At 33.5% G+C, this 22,963-nt stretch carries 24 protein-coding genes; 9 read left to right on the forward strand and 15 right to left on the reverse strand.

Translation table 11 applies throughout. From position 1 onward, the window contains the following. Window positions 1–36: 36 nt before the first annotated feature. The 5 genes from ABDW27_RS11850 to ABDW27_RS11870 all read left to right on the forward strand — a co-directional run bounded on the left by ABDW27_RS11850 (window position 37) and on the right by ABDW27_RS11870 (window position 4,346). Window positions 37–960 (forward strand): EamA family transporter, encoded by a 924-nt coding sequence (locus ABDW27_RS11850; protein WP_343696098.1) that lies wholly within the window; start codon window positions 37–39, stop codon window positions 958–960. A gap of 149 nt (window positions 961–1,109) precedes the next feature. Next, window positions 1,110–1,775, forward strand: coding sequence for an SCO family protein (locus ABDW27_RS11855; protein ID WP_343696099.1), 666 nt, complete (start codon window positions 1,110–1,112; stop codon window positions 1,773–1,775). A gap of 103 nt (window positions 1,776–1,878) precedes the next feature. Beyond that, the gene (locus tag ABDW27_RS11860; protein WP_343696100.1) at window positions 1,879–2,118 is read left to right on the forward strand and encodes a FeoA family protein; all 240 of its coding nucleotides are present in this window, start codon (window positions 1,879–1,881) and stop codon (window positions 2,116–2,118) included. After that, window positions 2,118–4,217 carry a ferrous iron transport protein B gene (gene feoB / locus ABDW27_RS11865; protein ID WP_343696101.1) on the forward strand — a complete coding sequence of 700 codons (2,100 nt, stop codon included), beginning with the start codon at window positions 2,118–2,120 and terminating at the stop codon, window positions 4,215–4,217. The genes ABDW27_RS11860 and feoB overlap by 1 nt, the downstream gene beginning before the upstream one ends. Window positions 4,218–4,223: 6 nt before the next feature. Beyond that, window positions 4,224–4,346 (forward strand): FeoB-associated Cys-rich membrane protein, encoded by a 123-nt coding sequence (locus tag ABDW27_RS11870; protein WP_073415246.1) that lies wholly within the window; start codon window positions 4,224–4,226, stop codon window positions 4,344–4,346. A gap of 78 nt (window positions 4,347–4,424) precedes the next feature. Here ABDW27_RS11870 and ABDW27_RS11875 read toward each other — a convergent pair whose 3' ends face one another. The 4 genes from ABDW27_RS11875 to ABDW27_RS11890 all read right to left on the reverse strand — a co-directional run bounded on the left by ABDW27_RS11875 (window position 4,425) and on the right by ABDW27_RS11890 (window position 8,003). Then, window positions 4,425–4,997, reverse strand: a complete 573-nt coding sequence (locus ABDW27_RS11875) for a hypothetical protein (RefSeq protein ID WP_343696102.1) — start codon at window positions 4,995–4,997, stop codon at window positions 4,425–4,427. A gap of 374 nt (window positions 4,998–5,371) precedes the next feature. Next, on the reverse strand, window positions 5,372–6,025 hold the full coding sequence (locus tag ABDW27_RS11880) for an HD domain-containing protein (protein WP_343696103.1): 654 nt from the start codon (window positions 6,023–6,025) through the stop codon (window positions 5,372–5,374). Window positions 6,026–6,218: 193 nt separating this feature from the next. Next, window positions 6,219–7,211, reverse strand: a complete 993-nt coding sequence (locus ABDW27_RS11885; protein WP_343696104.1) for an acyl-ACP desaturase — start codon at window positions 7,209–7,211, stop codon at window positions 6,219–6,221. Window positions 7,212–7,256: 45 nt separating this feature from the next. Then, the gene (locus tag ABDW27_RS11890; protein WP_343696105.1) at window positions 7,257–8,003 is read right to left on the reverse strand and encodes a lysophospholipid acyltransferase family protein; all 747 of its coding nucleotides are present in this window, start codon (window positions 8,001–8,003) and stop codon (window positions 7,257–7,259) included. A gap of 126 nt (window positions 8,004–8,129) precedes the next feature. Here ABDW27_RS11890 and rnpA point away from each other — a divergent pair, with 126 nt between their 5' ends. The 4 genes from rnpA to ABDW27_RS11910 all read left to right on the forward strand — a co-directional run bounded on the left by rnpA (window position 8,130) and on the right by ABDW27_RS11910 (window position 11,893). Continuing rightward, complete coding sequence (rnpA, locus tag ABDW27_RS11895; RefSeq protein WP_343696106.1) at window positions 8,130–8,534, forward strand: ribonuclease P protein component; 405 nt, start codon at window positions 8,130–8,132, stop codon at window positions 8,532–8,534. Window positions 8,535–8,614: 80 nt separating this feature from the next. Continuing rightward, window positions 8,615–9,451, forward strand: a complete 837-nt coding sequence (locus ABDW27_RS11900; RefSeq protein ID WP_343696107.1) for a DUF4349 domain-containing protein — start codon at window positions 8,615–8,617, stop codon at window positions 9,449–9,451. Next, on the forward strand, window positions 9,448–11,085 hold the full coding sequence (locus ABDW27_RS11905) for a S41 family peptidase (protein WP_343696108.1): 1,638 nt from the start codon (window positions 9,448–9,450) through the stop codon (window positions 11,083–11,085). Before ABDW27_RS11900 ends, ABDW27_RS11905 begins: the two co-directional genes overlap by 4 nt. Before the next feature lie 4 nt (window positions 11,086–11,089). Beyond that, the gene (locus tag ABDW27_RS11910) at window positions 11,090–11,893 is read left to right on the forward strand and encodes an OmpA family protein (RefSeq protein WP_343696109.1); all 804 of its coding nucleotides are present in this window, start codon (window positions 11,090–11,092) and stop codon (window positions 11,891–11,893) included. 142 nt (window positions 11,894–12,035) lie between these two features. Here ABDW27_RS11910 and ABDW27_RS11915 read toward each other — a convergent pair whose 3' ends face one another. The 11 genes from ABDW27_RS11915 to ABDW27_RS11965 all read right to left on the reverse strand — a co-directional run bounded on the left by ABDW27_RS11915 (window position 12,036) and on the right by ABDW27_RS11965 (window position 22,945). Further along, window positions 12,036–12,482: a GNAT family N-acetyltransferase gene (locus ABDW27_RS11915; RefSeq protein ID WP_343696110.1), complete on the reverse strand. Its 447-nt coding sequence runs from the start codon at window positions 12,480–12,482 to the stop codon at window positions 12,036–12,038. A 132-nt stretch (window positions 12,483–12,614) separates the two neighbouring features. Next, a complete protein-coding gene (locus ABDW27_RS11920) occupies window positions 12,615–13,262 on the reverse strand; it encodes a DUF1579 domain-containing protein (RefSeq protein WP_343696111.1) in 648 nt (215 codons plus the stop codon). Between the two features lie 188 nt (window positions 13,263–13,450). Next, entirely contained in the window at window positions 13,451–14,419 is a 969-nt protein-coding gene (locus ABDW27_RS11925) for a DUF4837 family protein (RefSeq protein ID WP_343696112.1), read from the reverse strand. A 46-nt stretch (window positions 14,420–14,465) separates the two neighbouring features. After that, window positions 14,466–16,316 carry a LysM peptidoglycan-binding domain-containing protein gene (locus tag ABDW27_RS11930; protein WP_343696113.1) on the reverse strand — a complete coding sequence of 617 codons (1,851 nt, stop codon included), beginning with the start codon at window positions 16,314–16,316 and terminating at the stop codon, window positions 14,466–14,468. 110 nt (window positions 16,317–16,426) lie between these two features. Further along, window positions 16,427–17,614, reverse strand: a complete 1,188-nt coding sequence (locus ABDW27_RS11935) for a phosphoglycerate kinase (protein WP_343696114.1) — start codon at window positions 17,612–17,614, stop codon at window positions 16,427–16,429. 260 nt (window positions 17,615–17,874) lie between these two features. Then, window positions 17,875–18,381 (reverse strand): hypothetical protein, encoded by a 507-nt coding sequence (locus ABDW27_RS11940; RefSeq protein WP_343696115.1) that lies wholly within the window; start codon window positions 18,379–18,381, stop codon window positions 17,875–17,877. A 2-nt stretch (window positions 18,382–18,383) separates the two neighbouring features. Then, window positions 18,384–19,079 (reverse strand): hypothetical protein, encoded by a 696-nt coding sequence (locus tag ABDW27_RS11945; protein WP_343696116.1) that lies wholly within the window; start codon window positions 19,077–19,079, stop codon window positions 18,384–18,386. 18 nt (window positions 19,080–19,097) lie between these two features. Continuing rightward, complete coding sequence (locus ABDW27_RS11950; protein WP_343696117.1) at window positions 19,098–19,862, reverse strand: intradiol ring-cleavage dioxygenase; 765 nt, start codon at window positions 19,860–19,862, stop codon at window positions 19,098–19,100. Window positions 19,863–20,028: 166 nt separating this feature from the next. After that, window positions 20,029–20,718: a LytTR family DNA-binding domain-containing protein gene (locus ABDW27_RS11955; RefSeq protein WP_343696118.1), complete on the reverse strand. Its 690-nt coding sequence runs from the start codon at window positions 20,716–20,718 to the stop codon at window positions 20,029–20,031. After that, a complete protein-coding gene (locus ABDW27_RS11960) occupies window positions 20,715–21,806 on the reverse strand; it encodes a sensor histidine kinase (protein WP_343696119.1) in 1,092 nt (363 codons plus the stop codon). Before ABDW27_RS11960 ends, ABDW27_RS11955 begins: the two co-directional genes overlap by 4 nt. Window positions 21,807–21,970: 164 nt before the next feature. Continuing rightward, entirely contained in the window at window positions 21,971–22,945 is a 975-nt protein-coding gene (locus tag ABDW27_RS11965; protein ID WP_343696120.1) for a type IX secretion system membrane protein PorP/SprF, read from the reverse strand. Window positions 22,946–22,963: the final 18 nt, after the last annotated feature.

Consider the following 22,963-nt stretch of genomic DNA (forward strand, 5'->3'; position numbering starts at 1 on the left):
TTTTTGGAATATTTGTTTATCAAATTATACTCAAAAATGAAAGCAAAAATTCAGAATGCCTTTTCCGGAAAAATTGAAGCTATTGGTTTACCCATTTTGGCAGTATGCTGGGTAAGTTTTTTTTGGGGAACGACCTGGCTGGCGTCAAAAGAAGGTGTTAAACATATGCCGGCTCTGCAGCTTGCTACCATTCGCCAGTTTTTTGGCGGCTTACTGTATGTGGTTTATTTTGTTCTGAAAAAAGAGCCGTGGCCAAAAGGAAAACAATGGCGTACTATTATCATTTTGAGTTTTCTGAATTTTGTTTGCAGCAACGGCTTAAGTACCTGGGGCGTAAAATATATGACAAGCGGACTGGGCGCCATCATCAGTGCGCTTTTTCCAGTCTGGATTATCATCATCAATTTCTTTAATGGAGAACGAATTGCCAAAATGGCTTTACTGGGAATTTTAATCAGTTTTGGCGGAATTTGTGTAATCTTTATTGATTATATCGCCGATTTTTTGAATCCTGATTTTCAATTCGGAATTTTTCTAATGACAGCGTCAACGGTTACCTGGGCTTTTGGAATTCTACAAACCAAGAAAAAGGCGGCCAGTTTTAATCCGTATTTTAGTCTTGGACTGCAAATGTTGATTTCGAGTATATTTCTTTTTGGAATTACGGAAAGCACGGGAGTTAATATTCCTATGAATGAAATTCCATCTGAATCGTGGTTGTCTATTATTTACCTGGTTATCGTAGGTTCGGTTTTAACTTTCATTGCTTTTATTTATTCGCTTCAGCATCTTCCAACAGAAATCAGCAGTATTTATGTATACATCAACCCGATTGTAGCAATGGTTTTGGGTTCGATTATTTTTGGCGAAACACTTTCTCAGGCAATTGTAATTGGTTCAGTTGTGACTTTAGCTGGTTTGTATATGGTAAATAAATCAATTCGAAAACCTAAAATTTAGTTAGCCACGAATTCACGAATTATTTTTTATTCAATTCATTAATTTTAATTCGTGAATTCGTGGCGAAAAACTCCTTGTCATTTGTTAAAAACCATTAAAATTGTGCCTTTTAAAATGGTCTTTTCGTATTTTTGCGCCAAATTATTTTTATGAAATCGCTTCTTTATAAATACCGCAAATTCTTCATTGTATTAATTGTCTTTTCGGTTGTCACTATATCTTTATTTTATTCGGCATTAAAGCCACAAAAAACACTTCCTATTTATAACCCTGCCGATGTAAACCCTGAGTTGGTTGACAGTACGATTCAGTATAAAAGTAAATACCATACCATCGCTGATTTTTCGTTTGTAAACCAAAACGGCGATACAATTACTCAAAAAAATTACGAAGGCAAAATTTATGTTGCCGACTTTTTCTTTACTACCTGTGGATCAATCTGTCCAAAAATGTCGACAAATCTTGTTGAAGTTCAAAAGGCCGTTTTAAACAATCCAAAAGTAATGCTGCTTTCTCATACTGTTTTTCCAGAAGTAGACAGTGTTTCGGTTTTAAAAGCTTATGCGGTAAAATATGGCGTTGTAGACAGTAAATGGAATTTGGTTACCGGAGATAAAAAAGAAATCTACACCATGGCCAGAAAATCCTATCTGGCTGTAAAATTAGGCCGTCCGGATCAGCTTTATGATATGGTTCATACTGAGAATTTTGTTTTGGTAGATCAAAAAAGACGCGTTCGCGGATTTTATGACGGAACTAAAAAAGAAGAAATTGAACGCCTTATTGAAGACATAAATTTCTTATCTAAAGAGTAAAATTCCTTATTTTTAGAAACATTTAGCATTTTCCAAAGTGAATATTGTCTTGGAATAGATAATTATTACCTATTTTTGCAATCTAAATTCAATCTAAATAAGCTTGCAAAATACTATCCACACTCTGAAAAAAGGCGATAAAGCCATTATCAAAGATTTTGATATAGATCTTATTCCTCTAAAATTATTAGAAATGGGTTGTCTGCCTGGCAGCTTAGTTGAATTATTGCATATTGCTCCTTTTGGAGACCCTCTATATTTAGACATTAATGGTTCACATGTTGCGATTCGTGTTGAAACTGCTCGTGAAATTGAAGTTGAACCTGTCCAAAACAATTTATAATGAGCGTTCAGAATATCAATGTTGCCCTTATCGGAAATCCTAATGTTGGGAAAACTTCTGTTTTTAATCAATTAACAGGTTTAAATCAACAAGTTGGAAATTATCCAGGAATTACTGTTGAGAAAAAAATAGGTTTTTGCAAATTACCTCATAATGTAAAAGCAAATATTCTCGATTTGCCGGGAACATATAGTTTGAACGCCAGTTCGATGGACGAAAGTGTTGTAATTGAACTTTTACTCAACAAAAACGATAAACTATATCCCGACGTTGCCGTTGTGATAACGGATGTTGAAAATCTGAAAAGAAATCTTCTGATTTTTACTCAAATAAAAGATCTTGAAATTCCGACGATCTTGGTTATCAATATGGCGGATCGTATGCAGAGCAAAGGAATTTCTTTAGATATTCCGCTTTTAGAAGAAAAACTAAAAACCAAAATTGCTTTAGTAAGTTCACGCAAAGGTTTAGGAATTGAAGAATTAAAAGAATTGATAGTTTCTTATAAAACCGTTCCGCATGAACCTTGCTTAAATGCATCGGTAATTGACCCCGAGTATTTTCAAAAATTACAGCATGCTTTTCCAAACCAATTAATGTATAAATTGTGGCTGGTAATTACTCAGGATGTCAATTTTTCAAATTTAGATCGAAATGAAATTCGCAATACTTTTACCAAATCTCATTCAGAATTAAAGCGTTTACAACAAAAAGAAACCATCAAAAGATATCAGTTTATAAATGATGTTTTAAAAGAAGGTTTAAAAATCGATACAGAAGCGGCTACTGATTTTAGAGCAAAACTGGATCGTGTTTTAACCCATAAGTTTTGGGGTTATGCTATTTTCCTTTGCATTTTATTTATCATTTTCCAGTCTATTTTCAGCTGGTCGACAATTCCTATGGATTTCATTGACGGTACTTTTGCTTCTTTGAGCAGTTATGCCGCTGAAAAATTGCCAAGCGGTATTTTGACTGATTTAATTTCGCAGGGAATTATTCCGGGAATTGGCGGTGTTATTATTTTCATTCCACAAATTGCTTTCTTGTTTTTATTCATCTCAATACTCGAAGAAAGCGGTTATATGAGCCGGGTGGTTTTTTTAATGGATAAAATCATGCGCAAATTCGGGCTCTCCGGGAAAAGCGTTGTGCCATTAATTTCAGGAACTGCTTGTGCTATTCCGGCGATTATGGCCACACGAAATATTGAAAACTGGAAAGAACGCCTTATTACGATCTTAGTAACGCCATTCACAACTTGTTCTGCAAGACTACCCGTTTATGCGATTATGATTTCATTAGTGATTCCGAATAAACGTGTTCTTGGAATTTTAAATTTACAAGGTTTATCACTAATGTTATTATACCTTTTAGGATTCTTTATGGCGATTCTATCGGCTACAATTTTAAATAAAATTTTGAAGTTTGAATCGAAAACCTATTTCGTTGTTGAAATGCCAAGCTATAAACTGCCGCTTTTTAAAAACGTTGGAATTAATGTTGTAGAAAAAACAAAAGCGTTTGTTTTAGGAGCAGGTAAAATCATTCTGGCAATTTCGGTTATTTTATGGTTTTTGGCTTCTTTCGGACCTGGAAAAGAATTTAACGAAGCCGAAACTATCGTTAAGGAAAAATTTGCCCACACAACTTTAACTGAAACTCAGTTTGAGAATGAAGTTGCTTCTCAAAAAATAGAGAATTCATATATCGGAATAATGGGCAAGACCATTGAACCTGTAATTTCTCCATTGGGTTACGATTGGAAAATTGGGATTGCTATTATCAGTTCTTTTGCCGCACGCGAAGTTTTAGTGGGAACACTGGCTACTATTTACAGCGTTGGAGACAGTGATAATGAATCGACCATTAAAAGCAGAATGCAAAAAGAAGTAAATCCTGAAACCGGAGAAAAGGTTTTTAACTTTGCAACCGGTATTTCATTATTGTTATTTTATGCTTTTGCCATGCAGTGCGCCAGTACATTGGCCATTACTAAAAAAGAAACTAATTCATGGAAATGGCCGGTAATGCAGCTTTTCTTTATGAGTGGTCTGGCTTATATTACAGCGCTTGTGGCTTATCAATTTTTAAAGTAAAAAGTTATGGTACAAGAAATTATAGCCTTTGCAATATTACTTTTGGCAGTAGGGTTTTTAATTAAAAAATTCTTTTGGAAATCAAAAAAGAAAAAAGACTGCGGCGATGGTAATTGCGGCTGCTCGTAAAACCTTATTTCATAAACTAGAAAAAGCTTTACAGGGATTTTTAATCCTTATAAAGCTTTTTCTTTTTTTATGCTTTCCTTACTTTTTTACCGTTTTACCAACAGTTGGTTTACTGAAAATGTTACCCGAAATTTTAACTTTATGCATTCCCATGTATTCTGCAAACTCATCAAGCTGTTTTTTCAGTTCATCTTCATTTCCATCAACCGGAATATCAGCATACCATTCTAAAAGAACAGCACGTTTAAAGAAAATATTAGTCATTCTGTAATAATATCTCGGATCATCAACACTAAAACGTCTTTGAAAAAGTACAGTGCGGTTGTCGATTTTTTGATAGAAACATTTGTCTATTGAAGGCTGACATTCGTTGTTGACATAGTATTCCAAAACCGCATCAGAATAATCGATCTCGTCTTTGGCGGCAGAAATTTTTAAGGTTATTCCTTTGCGTTCAGCTACAGCCGCTTCTGAAACTATAGTAAATTTCCATTCAGGTGTACTTTCTACTGTAACCAAATCATTTCCAAATCTAATTTTTGAGGTAAGAACAGAATCCTTACCTGTAATCACCATTTCGTCTTTAACTGATACTTGTGCCAAACAAAATGTACTAAATAAAACTGCAATAATTAAGTAAAGTTTTCTCATTAAATAATTTGTTTTAGGATAAGTCACAAATATATTAAATGTTAAGAAAATTACTATTTTTATTTGATGAAGATTCTATCTTATGTTATTATTTTTAAATCTTTTAAGTCCTGTTCTTAAACTATTTCAGAATTAATTTTGCAGTGTAAAAATTCATCAGAAATGACTAAGTTTGAAAGAGAAGAAATTGTAAGAGATAACAGAGTTGCAAGATTATTATGGTTTTCGATTGGATTCTTATGTGCTTTTGCATTAATGAGTGCTTTAAAATCCTAATTTCTAAACAATAAAAACAGCAGAGTTTCTAAATTCTTATAATAAAAAAACGACTTCAAAATCTGAGGTCGTTTTTTTAGTCATACTAAAATCGGATGCTATTTTACACCTTCCCATTCAGCATAAAACTGAGCCAGGAATAATTCCATAAAATGATGTCTTTCTGCAGCGATTTCTTTTCCTTTTTCGGTATTCATTTTATCTTTTAAAAGTAAAAGCTTTTCATAAAAGTGATTAATCGTTGGCGCATTATTCTTTTTATATTCTTCTTTCGTCATATTTGTTATCGGCTCAATTTCCGGGTTGTACAACGCACGGTTTTTAAATCCGCCGTAATTAAAAGCCCTTGCAATACCAATTGCACCAATTGCATCTAAGCGATCAGCATCCTGAACAATGTCTAATTCTACAGAAGCAAATTTCTTTTCAAAATTTCCGCCTTTATAAGAAATGTTTTCGATGATATTTACCACATGCTGAATTATATCTTCTGCAACATTATGTGATTCTAAAAACAAACGGGCTGTTTTTGGTCCAATTGTTTCGTCTCCGTCGTGAAATTTACTATCGGCTATATCGTGAAGCAGTGCTCCTAATTCTACAACTGTTTTATCGCAATTAGTATCTTTTGCGATTAAAAGCGCGTTTTTGTAAACACGTTCAATATGAAACCAGTCGTGTCCGCCTTCGGCATCATTTAATTTTTCTTTTACAAAAGCAATGGTTTTATCTATAAGTTCAGAGTTATTCATAAGGGTATTTTGGTTTGTGTGAAAATGGCACGCGGATAAAACAAATTAAACGGATTTACACTGGTGTTTATATTTTAAATAAAAAATGTTGATTGTCAAAGTTTTAAAACCTCAACAATCAACAATATTTTCAATATCAATTGCAAAAAATCAATTTTAAAATCTAAAATCAGAAATCTGCAATCTAAAATTTTTACAATCTAGCCGGCTCAACCCATTTAAAGATATGACTCTCAGCAGGAATTACAATTCTTTCTGAAATTTTAGCCATACGAGCCGGAAGTTTCATTAAGTAATCACGTGCTTTTTCAGCTTCATCTGTTAAGTTCGTGATTTTATCAATTTCCCATTTGTTGATTAATTTCTGCATAATTTCAACATAATCAGTTGCAGTGTAAACTCCAATACGTTGTGCAGAATCAGAAAACTGTTCGAAAGCAGAACTTATCTTTTGACCTGATTCTCTTAAGAAGTGAGCAGGCATAACAATTTTTTGCTTCATCATGTATTGAAAAGCCAGCATCATTTCACTTGGATCAATCTGAAAAATTCTGGTAACAAATTCGCTGTAAGCATGATGGTGGCGCATTTCATCACCAGCAATCATTTTACACATTTTAGACAACTTGTTATCACCAAATTTCTTTGCAATCTGCGAAACTCTGTTGTGAGAAACGTAAGTTGCTAATTCCTGAAAACTTGTGTAAATAAAGTTTTTATACGGATCAGTTCCAGTTCCAATATCAAAACCGTCGTTGATTAAATGCTGCGTAGTCATTTCGATTTCACGCATATTAACACGACCAGACAAATACAAGTATTTATTTAAAAGATCTCCATGGCGGTTTTCTTCACCGGTCCATTGTCTGATCCATTTAGACCAGCCATTTCCGCCGTTCTCCACCTGATCGACACCTTCAACATCCATTAACCATGACTCATATGTTGGCAAAGCTTCTTCGGTAATAGTGTCACCTACAAGCGTTACCCAGAAATCGTATGGCAATTCTTTAGCAATTTCGCGTAGTTCCTTTACCTCTTCAAAGAAGTTTTCTCCTTCAGAATTAGGCAGGAAATCTGACGGCTGCCAAATTTTTTCCACCGGAATTAAATACTGTTCAACGAAGCTGTCAACGTTTTTTTCCAAAAACTGCATCACTTCTAATCTAATGTTTTTTATAGACATTACTTATTTTAATTTGGGGATTTATGTTTTAGCTCGGACTAAAACTTAAACCTGTTTATACTCGTTTACTCCTTCAACTACCGCCTTTTCTGTTAATTCCATTAATTCGGCAAAATCATAATCTTTTACAGCCATTGCTTTGTGTGCCGTAAAAGTTAAGCGGTTTCCTAAACCAACCGGAAACATACCGTAACGAACCATTTTCCATGAATTATTAATACTTACCGGAACAACATACGCCGAAGGCGCATATTTGCATAGAATTTTTAAACCGCTTTGGGCAAATTCTTTTGGTTTACCTGTTTTACTACGGGTTCCTTCCGGGAAGATTACTGCTGATCTAGTGTTTTTTTCTATATATTCAGACAAGCCTTTGATTACTGGAATCGCTTGTTTAGGGTCTTTACGGTCAATTAAAACAGAACCTCCGTGACGCAGATTATACGACACACTCGGTATTCCGCTTCCTAACTCCTTCTTACTTACAAATTTACAATGAAAACGTCTAAAGTACCAAATGATTGTAACGATATCGTACATACTTTGGTGATTGGCCACAAAAATGATCGGAACTCCTGTCGGAATATTCTCTACTCCAGAAATTTTATACGTTGTTCCAACCAAATTGGTACATCTTAAAAGACACAGATTTAAATAATCGACACTTTTTTTATGAGCCTGATAACCAAAAAGATTTAGGCAGATCCATTGTATCGGGTGAAAAATAACCAGAGACAATCCAAAAAATACATAATAAATTACGGAAATTGGATATGAAATTATCTTTTGCATGCTTGAAAAAATTTGAGGTCAAAAGTAGTAAATATATTCTTAGCGATAGAAAATTTGAAAACAATAACCGTTTTTATGGTTTAATTGTACCTTTGTCGCAGAAATTGCAACTTTTTTCTGAATTAAATGAACTTTACTTACCCTAAAAATGAGCGCTTAAAGAGCAAAACCACAATTGGATTACTGTTTTCTGAAGGAAAATCGGTTTCAAAATATCCGTTGCGTTTGGTTTTCCGTCAAGCGGAAGGAAATTCAGAAGAAATAACAAAAGTCGGCGTTTCGGTTTCGAAGAAATATTTTAAGAAAGCCGTAGATAGAAATTACTTTAAAAGAGTACTTCGTGAAACGTACCGATTAAACAAACATTTGATTTTAAATAATCTGGATCAGCCTTATTCGATCATGCTTTTTTATCAGACAAAAGACAGATTATCGTATGAAGAAATCAACACCAAAACAATTCAGTTGTTTGAGAAATTTGTACAGCAGATAAACAAAACTCCTGATTCAGAAATTAAAAAGGATTTATAGGCTTTCAAAATCAACTTTGTACAACAAATCAGATAAAAGATTCTAAAAAAATTGTAGTTTTAGCACTAAATTCAAATTTTATGCGATACATTTTCTTTTTATCTGTATTTTTTTGTGTTCTTTCGGGTTGCAGCAAAGCTGAAGAATCTAAAGATGAAGTAATGTCAATTAGTGCAATTAAATTGCCTCCAAAAAATGATGCGCCTTCCTCTAATGATAAGAATTTAAATGCTCCTGAAGCTCCTTCGCCTAAAATTGAACAAAAAATCATTAAAGAAGCTTCACTTCGATTTGAAACCAATGATTTGGGAGAAACTTTCAGTCAAATCAAAAGTGCGGTTGCAGCAAACAAAGGAAATATTTTAATTGATTCTGAAGGAAAAGACTACAACTCTGTTTTCAGAAATCTTACGATTAAAGTTCCTAGTCAGAATTTTGATAATTTTATAAATACAATTTCAAAAGGAGTTTCTTATTTTGAGAGAAAAGACATTTCTGCTGAAGATGTTACAGAACAATACATTGATCTTACTACAAGATTAAAAAACAAACGAAAACTCGAAGAACGTTATCTTCAGCTATTACAAAAAGCGACAAAAATCAGCGAAATTTTAGAAATCGAAAAACAGGTTTCTATCATACGTGAAGAAATTGAAGCCAAAGAAGGTCAGTTAAAATATCTGGAAAGCAGAGTTTCTGAAAGTACTGTTACAATCGAGTTCTACAAAAACCTTCCTGAACAAGAAGCGGTGCAATTATCATACGGATCTAAACTTTGGACGGCTATTAAATCAGGATTCTTTAGTTTGTCAAGTTTTGTTATATCAATTATCAGCATTTGGCCGTTTATAATTATATTTTGTGTATTAGCCTATTTTATTAGAAAAAGATTAAAAAGAAAAAAAGAACAATCATGAATCGTTATTTCAAAAAGAAATTCATTATACCAACTGTTGCAGCGGGGTTATTATTTGTGGGAACCAGTTTCAAAGAAGACTTTTTTGAAATTGCCAAACAAATCGAAATCTTCACAACCTTATTCAAAGCTGTAAATACCAATTATGTAGACGAAACGAATCCGGGAGATTTGATGGACAAAGCCATTAAAAGCATGTTGGGAAGTTTAGATCCGTATACGGTTTACTTTAACGAACAGGATGTCGTGAATTTCAAAATCAACAATACGGGAGAATATACCGGAATTGGCGCTATGATTGCCCGCAAGAAAGACCGTTTAATTGTTCGCGAACCGTACAAAAATTATCCTGCTGACAAAGCCGGATTAAAAGCAGGTGATGAAATTATCCAAATTGGTGATGTCTTGATTGCTGATTTTAAAGATGATGCATCGCAATTATTGAAAGGAACAAAAAACACTAAAATCGCTATCAAATATCTTCGTCAGGGAAAAACGTATACAACAGAATTGGTTTTGGATGAAGTTGATATTAAATCGGTTCCTTTTTACGGAAAAATCGACGACAAAACCGGTTATATCGTTTTGGCACATTTTAGCCGAAAAGCTTCCGCAGAAGTTAAAGAAGCTTTAGAAAAACTAAAAGCTGATGGCGCAAAACAGATTGTTTTAGATTTAAGAGGAAACCCAGGCGGACTTTTGAATGAAGCCATAGACATTTGTAATTTGTTTGTTCCGAAAAACGAAGTTATCGTAACCACAAAATCAAGGATTGAAAAACATAACAATACTTATAAAACAACAAAAGAACCGATCGATACTGAAATTCCGCTTGCCATTTTAGTAAACGGAAGAAGTGCCTCTGCATCTGAAATTGTTTCGGGCGCATTGCAGGATTTAGACCGCGCTGTAATTTTAGGAAGCAGAAGTTTTGGAAAAGGACTCGTACAACGCTCTGTTGATTTAACTTACGGCACTCAGCTTAAAGTAACTATTTCACGTTACTACACTCCATCAGGCCGATGCATTCAGGCACTGGATTATGCGCATAAAGATAAAAATGGTGTTGCCCAAAAAACCGATTCTAAAAATTTCAATGCTTTTAAAACCAGAAAAGAAAGAACGGTTTATGACGGCGGAGGTGTTTTACCGGACATTGAGCTTGAAGAAGCCAAAATGAGCCCTATTACGACCGCTCTGTTGAAAAATGACGGAATATTTGATTATGCCACTACTTACTATTATAAAAATCCAAATTTAGGCGATAAAATACCTGTTGTTACAGATGCTGATTATGCTGCTTTTAAACAATATCTTAAAACAAATAAAATCAGTTTTGATACTGAGACAGAAGTTGCCTTAAAAAATACTTTGGCAGCAGCCAAAAATGAAAAAATTGACGAAACTATTGCTCCGGAATATCAACAATTATTAGCCGCATTAGAGAAAAGTGAAAACACGCTTCTTGATAAAAATCAAAAAGAAATTAAAGGTTTGATTCAGGAAGAGCTTATCAAAAGATACCAATACCAGGAAGGTTTGTATCAGTTTTATATCAAGAACAATTCAGAAATTAAGAGAGCAGTAAACGTATTAAATAATCAAACTGAATATAAAACGATTTTAAAAATGTAGTAAAATGAAACTTTCCCGGGTCCTGTTTTTGTTTTTTATTTACAATCTATCGGCGCAGCAAAAACCAATCGAAACAGTCTATTTTGATTTCGACAAGTACGATCTTACTGAACCGCAAACCAAAATTGTAAATAAATTTATAAAATCGATAGACACGGCCAAAGTCGAATCTATACAAATCTACGGCTACTGTGATGACCGCGGCACCGACGATTATAACTTCAAACTCTCGCACTATCGTGTCAATACGATACAGAATTTACTTCTCTCATCAGGATTCAGCCAAAGTAAAATTGTAATTCTTGAAGGTAAAGGCCGTGTTGTGGTTAAGGCAGACACGGTTGAAAATTTATACGAAACCCGATTACGTAATCGGCGGGTTGATTTGATTGTGGTAAAACGCAATAGTTTCTTAAAAAAAGATTATACTTCTTTTAAAGACAAACTGAAAGTAGGCGATAAAATATATCTCGAAAATATTCTGTTTGATATGGGAAGCGCCCGACTAACGAATAACTCCAAAAAAGAACTGGACAGAATTGCCTTAACTCTCCAAAAACAAAAAAACATTCAGTTTGAAATTAGAGGTCATGTTTGCTGTACACCTCAAATATACAGCGACGCAATTGACCGTGACACCAAAGAAAGAAAACTTTCCTGGAACCGGGCCAAAACCGTTTTCTATTATTTAAGCTCCAGAAAAGTTTCTAAAAACAGAATGCGTTATCAAGGCTGCGGTAATAAATTTCCATTAAAAAGAGGTGATAGTTATGACCGCCGAGTAGAATTTTTGATTACGAAAATTTAAGAATACTGGTTGTTACAAAAAAAGATTTCACTTAAAGTTTTGCTCTAAACAAAGCTGTTAATTTTTTGTATATAAACTATTTATGCTTTTAAAATAGTTTATATACAAAAAATAGAAACAATGTTGCATTAAGCACTTTAGACTATTCACGTACCATTTCAATGTGCGGAATGTCATCTTCAAGATACATTTCACTTGATTGCACAAAGCCGTGACTTTCGTAAAACTTCTTCAAATATAATTGGGCTCCAATTGTAATTTTGTCTTTATCAAAATTAGATTTGATTCCGGCAATTGCTTCACGCATTAAATCATGTCCCCATTTTCTGTCACGATAATTTTGATCGACAACTACCCTTCCAATCGATGCATTATCGAAAGAAATTCCGGCATCAAATAAACGAGAATAGGCTACCGTTTTGCCATCGTATTCACCAATCAGGTGAAGCGCTTTTTTGTCCTTACCATCAAGATCTAAATAAACACAGTTTTGCTCTACTACGAAGATTTCGCTTCTTAGTTTTAATAAATCATATAGCTCGTTTGCAGTTAATGCCTCAAATGGCTTTATTTTCCATTTTAATTCCATGGTATATTTTTCTTTTTATTTAATAGTGATGAAAGACAAAATTACGCCAAATATCATCAAATAGAAATCCCGACTTCATTTTGTATCAAGTCGGGATTCTATATTTTTTCTTAAGATTAAAACTAAGCTTTATTATTTCTTTTTCATTACAATTTCCATGCTTTTAAACTCTTTCCCATTTTTTACGTCAAACATTTCCATTTTACGTGTCGTGGGATCTATAATAGTATAAATCTCTCTGTATGGAGATTTCTTTCCGTCCATAGGATTTACCATCTCCCCTTTCAGCTCCATGCTTTTTGTAGCTTCATCATATTTTCCGGTTGCCACCATCATTCCGGTTCCCATATTATCGATAAAGGTAGACGTGAATTCTTTACTTGCGTTGTTATAAGCAAGAGTACTTTTTCCTTCAAACGGAGCTCCCATAATTTTTCCCTGATAAGTTGCTTCCTGATAGCGTCCGCCAAGAATCATTTTAATATTAGCTACAGAAGTTGATTTTTCAGGTTTGCCATCTGGTTCGTACCAAAATGTCATTTCACAATTCCATGTTCCAACTTCGTCAGCCATTAATTTGTGTGATTCTCCCGGAGTAGCATAAGCCTGCCATGCTTTTGCAGCTGCCGCAGAATCTACAGGAGCTTCTGCAACTGGTTCTTCGGTTTTAACACTATCTGAAACAGTGGCGGCTGGGGTTTCAGTTTCTGATTTTACTTCTTTTTTACACGAAATAAAACATAGTGCAATAATTGCTAATGTTGCGGTTAACTTTTTCATAAGCATTTGTTTTTATGTTTGTTACAAAACAAAAGTAAGAAAAATATTAGTCAACATGGTTTCAGGTATAAAGTTTCAGGTTTATATACTTTTGAGTGATCTCAAACCGTATAAGCAGGCAAGACAACGAAAAGAATTATAAAATCTTTTTGGTCAAAAAACTTGAAACCTTAAACTTGAAACAAACATTAACGCTTGTCAATTTTAACCGATTTTATAATCGCTTCAAGATTCAACATTAAATCACGTTCCTGATTTGAAGGCGAATAACAAAAACCTTCGATTACCAAAATTCGATTGTAAACAGGATCTACAATTGCATAGTTAATGAAAGGTCCGGCCATGAAATCGTTTTTAAGTTCCCACGTTCCTTTTGTTTCAAAAGCTTCTTTTCCGTCAAGAGACGTATTTGAGAAATACGGTGCGTACGCTTCTCCCGTAATCATTCTTGTTTTAGGCTCGCGTCCTTTTATGTAATAACCAACAGAATCACGCATTTTGATAATATTGCCTATGACATTTCCGCGTGTTTTGAAATTGTTGAGTGGAATTTGATAAATCAATAAACTTGTATTCCCACTGATTATGTCTTTTTTTAGCCAGATAAAATTCTTTTTATGAAGCATATATACATATCCGGTTGGAATTTGAATATCGATATGGAATTTATTTTTTATTACAGCCGGATTTAAAAGTGACTGCCTGTTATCTTCCTGAATTTTTTCAATTTCGGCATCGCGAATCATTTTGATAATCTGCGCCGAATTTAATTCGATACTGCAAATAATATCATCGACAGATTTTCCGTAAATGCGAAAAGTATTATGAGGAAGTGCTTTACTATGTGTAATTTCAAACTTTTCTACAGCTGATTTTTTTACCACAATAATACTGCGGCTGTCAGTTACGAAACCTTCAAGAAGTTTTGCGGGATATTGATTTATTGTAAAAAGCGGCTCTTCCTGAGTTAAGCCTAATACGGGCGAAGCAAATTTATTTCGAATACTGTCGCCTACTTCTCCATACCATAACTGATCGTCAATTATAATAGAAATTGTATTTGTTTTTCCAGAAACAGGCTCTTGCTGTTTATCTGTTTTAAAACAAGAAATCAGTAGAAACGGAAGTATTATAAATAAAAAATGGGTTTTATTCATTTTCTTAATTTATGAAATAAAACCCAAATTTAGTTAAGATTTTGAATTATCCGTTTATTTTAAGTTTCATTCCAGGTTTAATATCTTCATCTTTAATACCATTCCATTTTTTAATATCTGAAATTGTTACTCCAGGATATTTTTTAGAAATGCTGTATAAAGAATCACCTTTTTTAACGTAATAATCTTCACTTGTATTTTTTACTGATGGCGCTTTCTTTTTGAAAGAATCTACAGAATTTGAAGCAATTGCTGTTGAAACAGGCTCTTGTATTTCTGTAACTATTTTAGAAACTACTAATGTTTTTCCTAAACCAATATTGTTAGAGCTAAGATCATTTAACTCTTTTAACTCCGCAATAGTCGTACCGAATTTTTTAGCAATGCTTCCTAAATTGTCTCCGGCTGCTACAGTATACTCAACTGTTTGTATTGAAACTTTATCTTTTTCATCTGCAGAGGCAACTGCTTCTTCAGTATTTTTCTCTATAACTGGTAAAGCTTTTGGCTCTTTAACCACTTTTTCAGCAGAATCTTTTTCTGATTTAATTTTCAATGTTTTTCCTAAGGCAATAGAATTTGATTTCAGATTATTCCATTTTTTCAAATCAGAAACATTCACATTGTATTTATCAGCAATTGAGCCTAAGTTATCTCCTTTTCTAACTTTATAAAACTCGATATCTTTTTGAATTTCTTTTTGAACTTCTAAAGATTTAGTGTCTTTAACCGGTTTTCCTTTTGGAGCAATTTTCATTGCTAAACGAGATGGAATCGTTTTGTTTTCTGATTCGTATTTTACGTAAGCGTAAATTTTATCTTCGTTAGAAACAAATGTTGCGATTTTGTCTTTTGGTAACCGCAGGAAATTCTGCTCGCCATGATAAGCAGGCACAACATTTAATTTATATGAAGGATTCAAAAGCTGCAACTGCGATTCCGGCATATCTAATAAATTGGCAATCTGCTTAAATGACATTTCATTTTTAATTGCTATTGTGTCTGTCTCAAAGTTTTTTACTACAGCCCTTTCAGGATTGATTCCGTGTTCTTTATGATATTCAAAAAGGTACATTGTAGCATAAAAAGCCGGAACATAACCTTGAGTTTCTTTTGGAAGATAATTGCGAATATCCCAGTAACCTGTTTTTCCACCAGAACGACGAATCGCTTTTGTTACGTTTCCAGGACCTGAATTATAAGAAGCCAGAACCAATTCCCAATCATTAAAAATGTTGAACATTCTGGTCAAATAATCAGAACATGCTGCAGTAGCTTTAAGAGGATCGCTTCTTTCGTCGATATAAGAATCGATTTTTAAAGAGTATTGTTTTCCGGTTCCGTACATAAACTGCCAAAGTCCGGTGGCGCCCATTCTAGAAACTGCTTTAGGATTTAAAGCAGATTCTACAACGGCTAAGTATTTTATTTCCAATGGAACTTTTTCTTTTGCGAATGTTTCCTCGAATATTGGAAAGTAGTATTCTGATAAAGCCATTAATCGTGAAAATGATTTTTTACGATTTTTTAGAAATGACTTTATTATATTTTCTAATCCTTGATTGTATTCAATTTCAAAAGGTGATTTTGCATTCATTGCCGCCAAACGCTCTTTTAGCAGTTCAGTTGGCAGCTCTTCATCTACAGTAACATCTTTATTAATTGTTTGAATATCTTTTGTCAAATCATCGTAGATATCTAAACTTACCAACTCATTCATCCAAAGGCTGTCAACTTTTGCTGCCAGATTATCTTTTTTGAATGTGCCTTTAATAGAATCTAAATAAGACAACTTTACTTCGGGCCTTATTTCCTGAGAGACTTCGGCAGATTGCTGCGCAAAGGCCGTCAGGGAGAACAAAGCGGTTACCGCTAATGAAATTTTCTTTACAATCATATAACATTTTTTTAAAATTCTATAAATCAGACTATTATAGAAACGTTATTTTTGCAAACTTATAAAGTTTACCGCTTAAATATACGCAAAAAAATGTTAATTGTGATATTTTAGTCTAAAATCGCTGCAATTCCAGGTAAAACACGACCTTCTAACATTTCAAGCATTGCCCCTCCACCAGTAGAAACATAACTCATTTTTTCTTCAAAACCGAATTGTTTTACTGCTGCAACTGAATCTCCTCCTCCAACTAAAGAAAATGCTCCGTTTTGAGTAGCTTCTGCAATAAAATCACCTAAAGCGATAGTTCCTTTTGAGAAAGTTTCCATTTCAAAAACACCTAACGGACCATTCCAAAGAATTGTTTTTGATTCTAAAATTACTTTTTTGAAGTTTTCTAATGATTTTGGACCTGCGTCAAGACCTTGCCATCCATCAGGAATTGCAGTTACGTCTACAATTTGTGTGTTTGCTGAGTTTGAGAAATCATCAGCAGCTACAACATCAACAGGAATATGAACCTGAACATTTTTCTCTTTTGCTAATCTTAAGATTTCAAGTGCTAAATCTAATTTATCATCTTCGCAGATTGATTCACCGATTTTTCCGCCTTGAGCTTTGATGAATGTAAAAGTCATACCTCCACCAATAATCATGTGGTCAACTTTATCTAAGATATTTTCGATAACTGTAATTTTAGAAGAAACTTTAGAACCTCCTAAAACAGCAGTAACTGGTTTTACACTATTATTAAGTACTTTATTTAAGCTTTCGATTTCTTTTGCTAATAAAGTTCCAAAAGTTTTATCATTTGGAAAAAACTGTGCAATGATTGTTGTCGAAGCGTGTGCTCTGTGCGCCGTTCCGAAAGCGTCGTTTACATAAATATCTCCTAATGAAGCTAATTCTTTTGCGAAAGCAACATCTCCAGCTTCTTCCTCAGCGTGGAAACGTAAATTTTCAAGTAATAAAACTTCTCCAGGCTGTAAGTTTTTAGCAACTGTTTGAGCTGGTTCACCAACACAGTTTTCAGCAAACTTAACTTGTACTCCTAAAATTTCAGAAGCTGTTTTTAAGATATGTTTTAAAGAGTATTTTTCTTCTGCACCTTTTGGTCTTCCTAAATGCGACATTAAAATAACACTTCCGCCTTGAGCTAAAATAGCATCAATCGTAGGTTTTGCAGCTTCAATACGTGTTGTATCAGTTACATTAAAATTCTCGTCCAGCGGCACATTAAAATCAACACGGATTATTGCCTTTTTATTTTTAAAATCGAAATCGCTTAAAGTTTTCATTTGATATTTTTTTTAGTTTTTTAGAAAGAACAACAAATATAGAACTTTTCAGCTACCAATAAATTCGAATAAAGTAAAAAAGAAGGGATAAAAAGCACGAAAACGTTATAAATTCACAAATAAATTGGTTTATTAAATATTAAAAACAATTAATTGATAGCAATTTCATATTCATATATATAAAAAAACCTTTCCTGTTCACAGAAAAACAGAAAAGGTAAAAAATGAAATAAATTAATTTTTTGTTTTTGGAAGTTGAATTAGTCTTCTGTCTGAATATAACAAATAGACAAATTGTTCTGAACCGGAAACATAATGGTTTCGTATTCATTTTTGTTTTCAATGCTTTTAGAAACAAGATAGCTTCCTTCAATAATCCCGAAATAATACAACAAAGGCGAATAAAATGTGATACCGATTTTATGTTTTGACGAATCGGTCACGTCTGTGTTTATGATATCTAATTGATAATTAATAAATGGGAAATAATTATTACCTAAAACATCAGTAACTCGATAAAAATTTCCTTTTAACTGCTCAACATAACCATTTGCAGCAATTCCGGTTAAGAAATGAAGCTGAACGGCTTTTTCGTTTACACTTAATAATTCTCTAAATGTGTTTTTAGGATTTTCTGCTGAATTATACTGCTGACTCTGCATTTGATATTCTTTGAAAGTGTCTTCAAAAACATATTGATCCCAAAGAAATGTTGACGATTTATCAATCACGATTCGATAGGCTAGTTTTATCTTTCTTATTTTCATAATCAATGATTTAATGGAACTTCGATAACAAGCAGAATTGCATTTTCTGAAAGTGCCTCCCATTCAATTTTATGGGTTACTTTTAGTGCAAGTCCGTCTTTTGCTTCTAAAAGTCGATCTTCAATTTCAAAAGCTCCGCTTAAAACAAATGCAAAAACACCATTTCGAGGATTCTTTAATGTAAAAGTACCTTCTTTTCTACCATCAAAAAGCCCAATAAAGCCAAGTGCTCTTTCTATTTCAAACAAAGGCTGAAGCTTATTGTGCGAATTCAAATTGAACTTATATTGCTCAAAATAGTTTTTGAAATATTGTTTTCCCATGTGAAATTCAAGTTCTAAGTAACTTACATTTTCAGTTTCATAGGGATTGAAGATTTCAACTTCTAATTCGTCATCTGCAGCGAGAACCCTGATTTGATCTACATGCACAAATTCGGCATTACCAATATTATCCTTGTATTCAATTCCGCCGAATAAGGGCAGAATAATCACATTTGTTTTAGAATTTATAAATCGGGTAATACGTTGTTGGGGCGCCAGTATAACCTCATTCAAAATTTTTAATGATCCAAATGCATTTCGGGATACATCCTGATAATGTTCAAAATTAAAAGTCGAAAAGCAATTGTGTTTTTCTGAATGGAAAACACCTCTTGAATCTGACTTGTAAATTTGTACCGGAATCTGCGCTATCATTATAACCTATTTTAAAATCTAACTTGAAACGTTTATGGTGTGCGTTAAAACAAAACCTTCACTAACACTTCCGGTAACGGTTCCTAATTCGTTGGCAACTGAATCTGAAAAAACATTGTCTGATGCGTTATAAGTATAGCCAGACATTCCTTTTGTATATCCGTTTGCACTTGATGCGTTTACTAAAGCAACTGCGCTGTTTGTTCCTTCCGGAAAAGCAATTTGGGTTACTAATAAAGAAGTTCCGCTTGAATTATAGATGTGAACATGAATATGAGTGGCTCGGCCAGAGTACCATCCCGGAAAAATAGAAGTGAAAGTAACCAGTCCGTTTTCGTCTGTAGTTTGTCTTCCTCTTAAAAAATGAACTGAGGTATAATTAACAGACTGCATGGAAGTTCCGCCATATTCAGAATAATAACCGTCTTTATCGCAATGCCAAATGTCTACGATTGCATCTTTTAAAACGGCACAACTTGCTTTTGTATTTTTGATGGTGATTTTAATGGTGAAAGCTACTCCGGTTCTGTCCATTACAATATTTGATTTTACCAAAGTCGATGGCGAAATAGTTGGAAATGGTCCTGCTGTTTCTGATGGTGTTACGGAACAATCTCCTGATGATGAACCTGAACCAGAAGAAGAACCAGAACCTGAATCTGTGTCGGTTGAAGAATCTGATGAACCATCATCATTATCCTGACTACATGAATTTATTAATGGAATGGCTAATGAACCAATTCCTACTAAACCCAAACCTCTTAAAAACTCTTTTCTTTCCATTTTTTTGTCTTTTAAATGTTATTCAATTAAATGATTAACAGTTATTTTGAGATAAAATTATTGGAAATTTAGGCGCTGTAAAAAGTTTGAGGTAAACGTTATTATTTATGAGGTAAACTGGAAAATAATTATTTTTTGTAGTAAAAATCTTCAAACAAAAACAATCTTATTTTTGATCTAAGAGTTTTAGGAAAGGTTCTTCGTAACTGGCACTTATTGGAATTTCGGCCTGACCGATATAAATAACCTTGTTTCTAATTTTGGATATTTTAGAAATTGGAATTATAAACGAGCGGTGAACTCTTATGAATTCTGTTTCGGGAAGTTTTTGAAGAATTGCTTTTAAGGTCATTCTGGCCACTACGGTTTTTTGATTTTGAATATGAATTTTCACATAATCGTCTAAACCTTCAATATACAATATATCTGAAAACAAGATTTTTATAAGACTATAATCGGCGCGGATAAAAAGATATTGCTGCTCGATGTTTTGGTTTTGGAGTTTCCATTGAGAATACGCTTTCTCTACTGCCTGCTGAAACCGTGATAGTGAAATTGGTTTTAGTAAATAGTCTGTGGCACTTAAGGTGAAACCTTCAACAGCAAATTCAGAATAGGCTGTTGTGAAAATTACCATCGTTTTATGCGGCAGTTTTTTGTAGAAATCTAAACCGGAAATCGATGGCATGTTGATATCGAGAAAAAGTAAATCGACAGGATATTTTTTAAGATATTTAAAAGCTTCATCAGATTTCGTGAAAGTTTTCTTCAGTTCAATGTAATCTATAGTATCGCACAAACTCTGAAGAATTTCTAATGCCAATGGCTCGTCATCTAATGCTATTGCTTTTATCATCGTATTTTAACGCTCAAATTTACAATGTACTTTTCTGCTGAATCTTCTATTAATAAAGCGTGTCGGTTTGGATAAACTAATTTTAATCTTTCGATTGTGTTTTGTAAACCAATTCCGGAATCAGACTGTACAGAAAATGTTTTTTTATTAGAAACGTATAAAGTTAGTGTTTCTTCTTCAATATCAATTTTAATCGTAATTTCTGATGTTTGATCCGGATTGACTCCGTATTTGAATGCGTTTTCTATAAATGAAATCAAAATAAGCGGTGTTATTACCTTTCCATATGTATTTCCGGTTACGTAATAATCGACATTTACGGTATTTCCTAAACGTGTTTTTTGGAGTGAAATATAATTGCTTATGTAATTGATTTCCTTGTTTAAGTCAATTTCTTCATCATTTGAATTGGTCATGATGTATCGCATCAACTCCGAAAGCTGAACTACTGCATCTGGAGTTTTGTCGTCTTTTTTTAAGGCCAGGGCATAAATGCTGTTTAGGGTATTGAATAAAAAATGCGGATTGATCTGCGCTTTTAAAAAGGCTAATTCTGATTTTACTTTTTCTTTTTCTACATTTTGCAGCCTGCCGGAAATAGCAAAAAGTAAACTTGAGATTACACCTATTAAATATACAAGTGCGGTGTGTCCATATTGTGTTGGCGGACCTCCGGCAAATTCAAATGACATAGGTTCATTTCTATGCGGCGGTGGCGGAAATCTTCCTTCAAATGGTTTTGGATGAATTGGGAATTTTCCTGAATGATATTCAAAATCTAAAAAGTTTCTGCTTGGATGATCTAAAACAGTTGATATCCAAAGAAAAAATAAAAGAAAAATGACTATTATGAAATAGTACAGCAGTTTCTTTTCTGAAAAATATAATCTTGGAATTAGATAATAGTAATTGATGTAAAAGAAACAAAGAAGTGTAAAATAAATAAACAAATATATGCGGTCATGCGGGTTTGTGTACAAATGCGGTAATGAAAAAACGGTATTTGTAGACGTGAACGCATACGGCAGAAATAAAAAAGCGAGGCACAGAACTAAGTGTTTCGCATAAAATGAAAATTTTGCTTTCATGAATCAAATTTGATTTATACCGTTTTGAAAAACAAAATGATACGATTCAAATTTAATGCTATTGAATGTTTATTTCAAATTATTGCGGTAAAAACACATAATGTTGCGACTCGCTTTATAATATTGAGACTTTTCAGTCTTATAAAATAATCGTCAAATGGCGATTAATCGTGAACCGGACTCTGCGTACAAGGACAGTTACTGATAGATTGTAAGAAATCGAATCCGATGGTTACAACGTGTGTACCTGTATTGTAGTTTCCTAAATCGTTGAACATAACCTGGTATGAATACCCAAAATAGAATTTAGATTTCATGAAACCTGCCATTGGCCCAACTGATAATGGTTTTGGAAACTGGTCATTTAAGAAACGATATGAAACTCCAATCCAATAGTAATCTTCATAACGATTGTATCTTCTGTATTTGAAGTTGATATCGGTTGTTGAACGCTGGTCACTTGCAAAATACTGGAAGAAAACTGAAGGCTCATATTCTATACGGCTATTTTCTGCATCGCGGAAAACATATCCCGTATAAACCTGATAATTTGAAAGTAAGTTTGGTTCTACTCCTCTGTATTTATCAGTGTTTTTCTTCAAAACGTTATTAGCATTAAAACTCAAATAGAAATCTTTATTACGGTATAAAGCACTAATGTCAAAGTTATTATTTGCATTGTATCTGTTATCTGTAACCGTAGGATCTATAACCGGATGTTCAATTGTTGTATTGAATTCATCAGTATCAATTCTAAACGTATTGAAGTTGTATGAAATACCAAAAGATAAATACTGCTTAGAATAATAATCCAGAATAAGGTGGTGTGCAAAAGAGACTTTTGCTCCGGTTTGTCTAGTGTATCCGTTTTTATCGTTGTATAACGAAATACCCACACCCGAACGGTCTAAAATTCTAAAATCGGCATATAGCGATTGGTTTTGCGGAGCATCTTTAATTCCAACCCATTGTGTTAAACCATTAGCTCTAATTCTAAGGTTATCGCCAATACCTGCATATGCAGGAGAAAGCACGAAAGGGTTATCAGCAAGATACTGCGTAAACACTGGTAGGTTTAACTCTTGGCTGTAACTTGTTGTTACAGCCATGAGTACTAAGGATAAAATAAACTTTTTCATTTTAATAATTTTTTTAGA

The organism is Flavobacterium sp., assembly GCF_039595935.1.
Lineage (GTDB): Bacteria > Bacteroidota > Bacteroidia > Flavobacteriales > Flavobacteriaceae > Flavobacterium.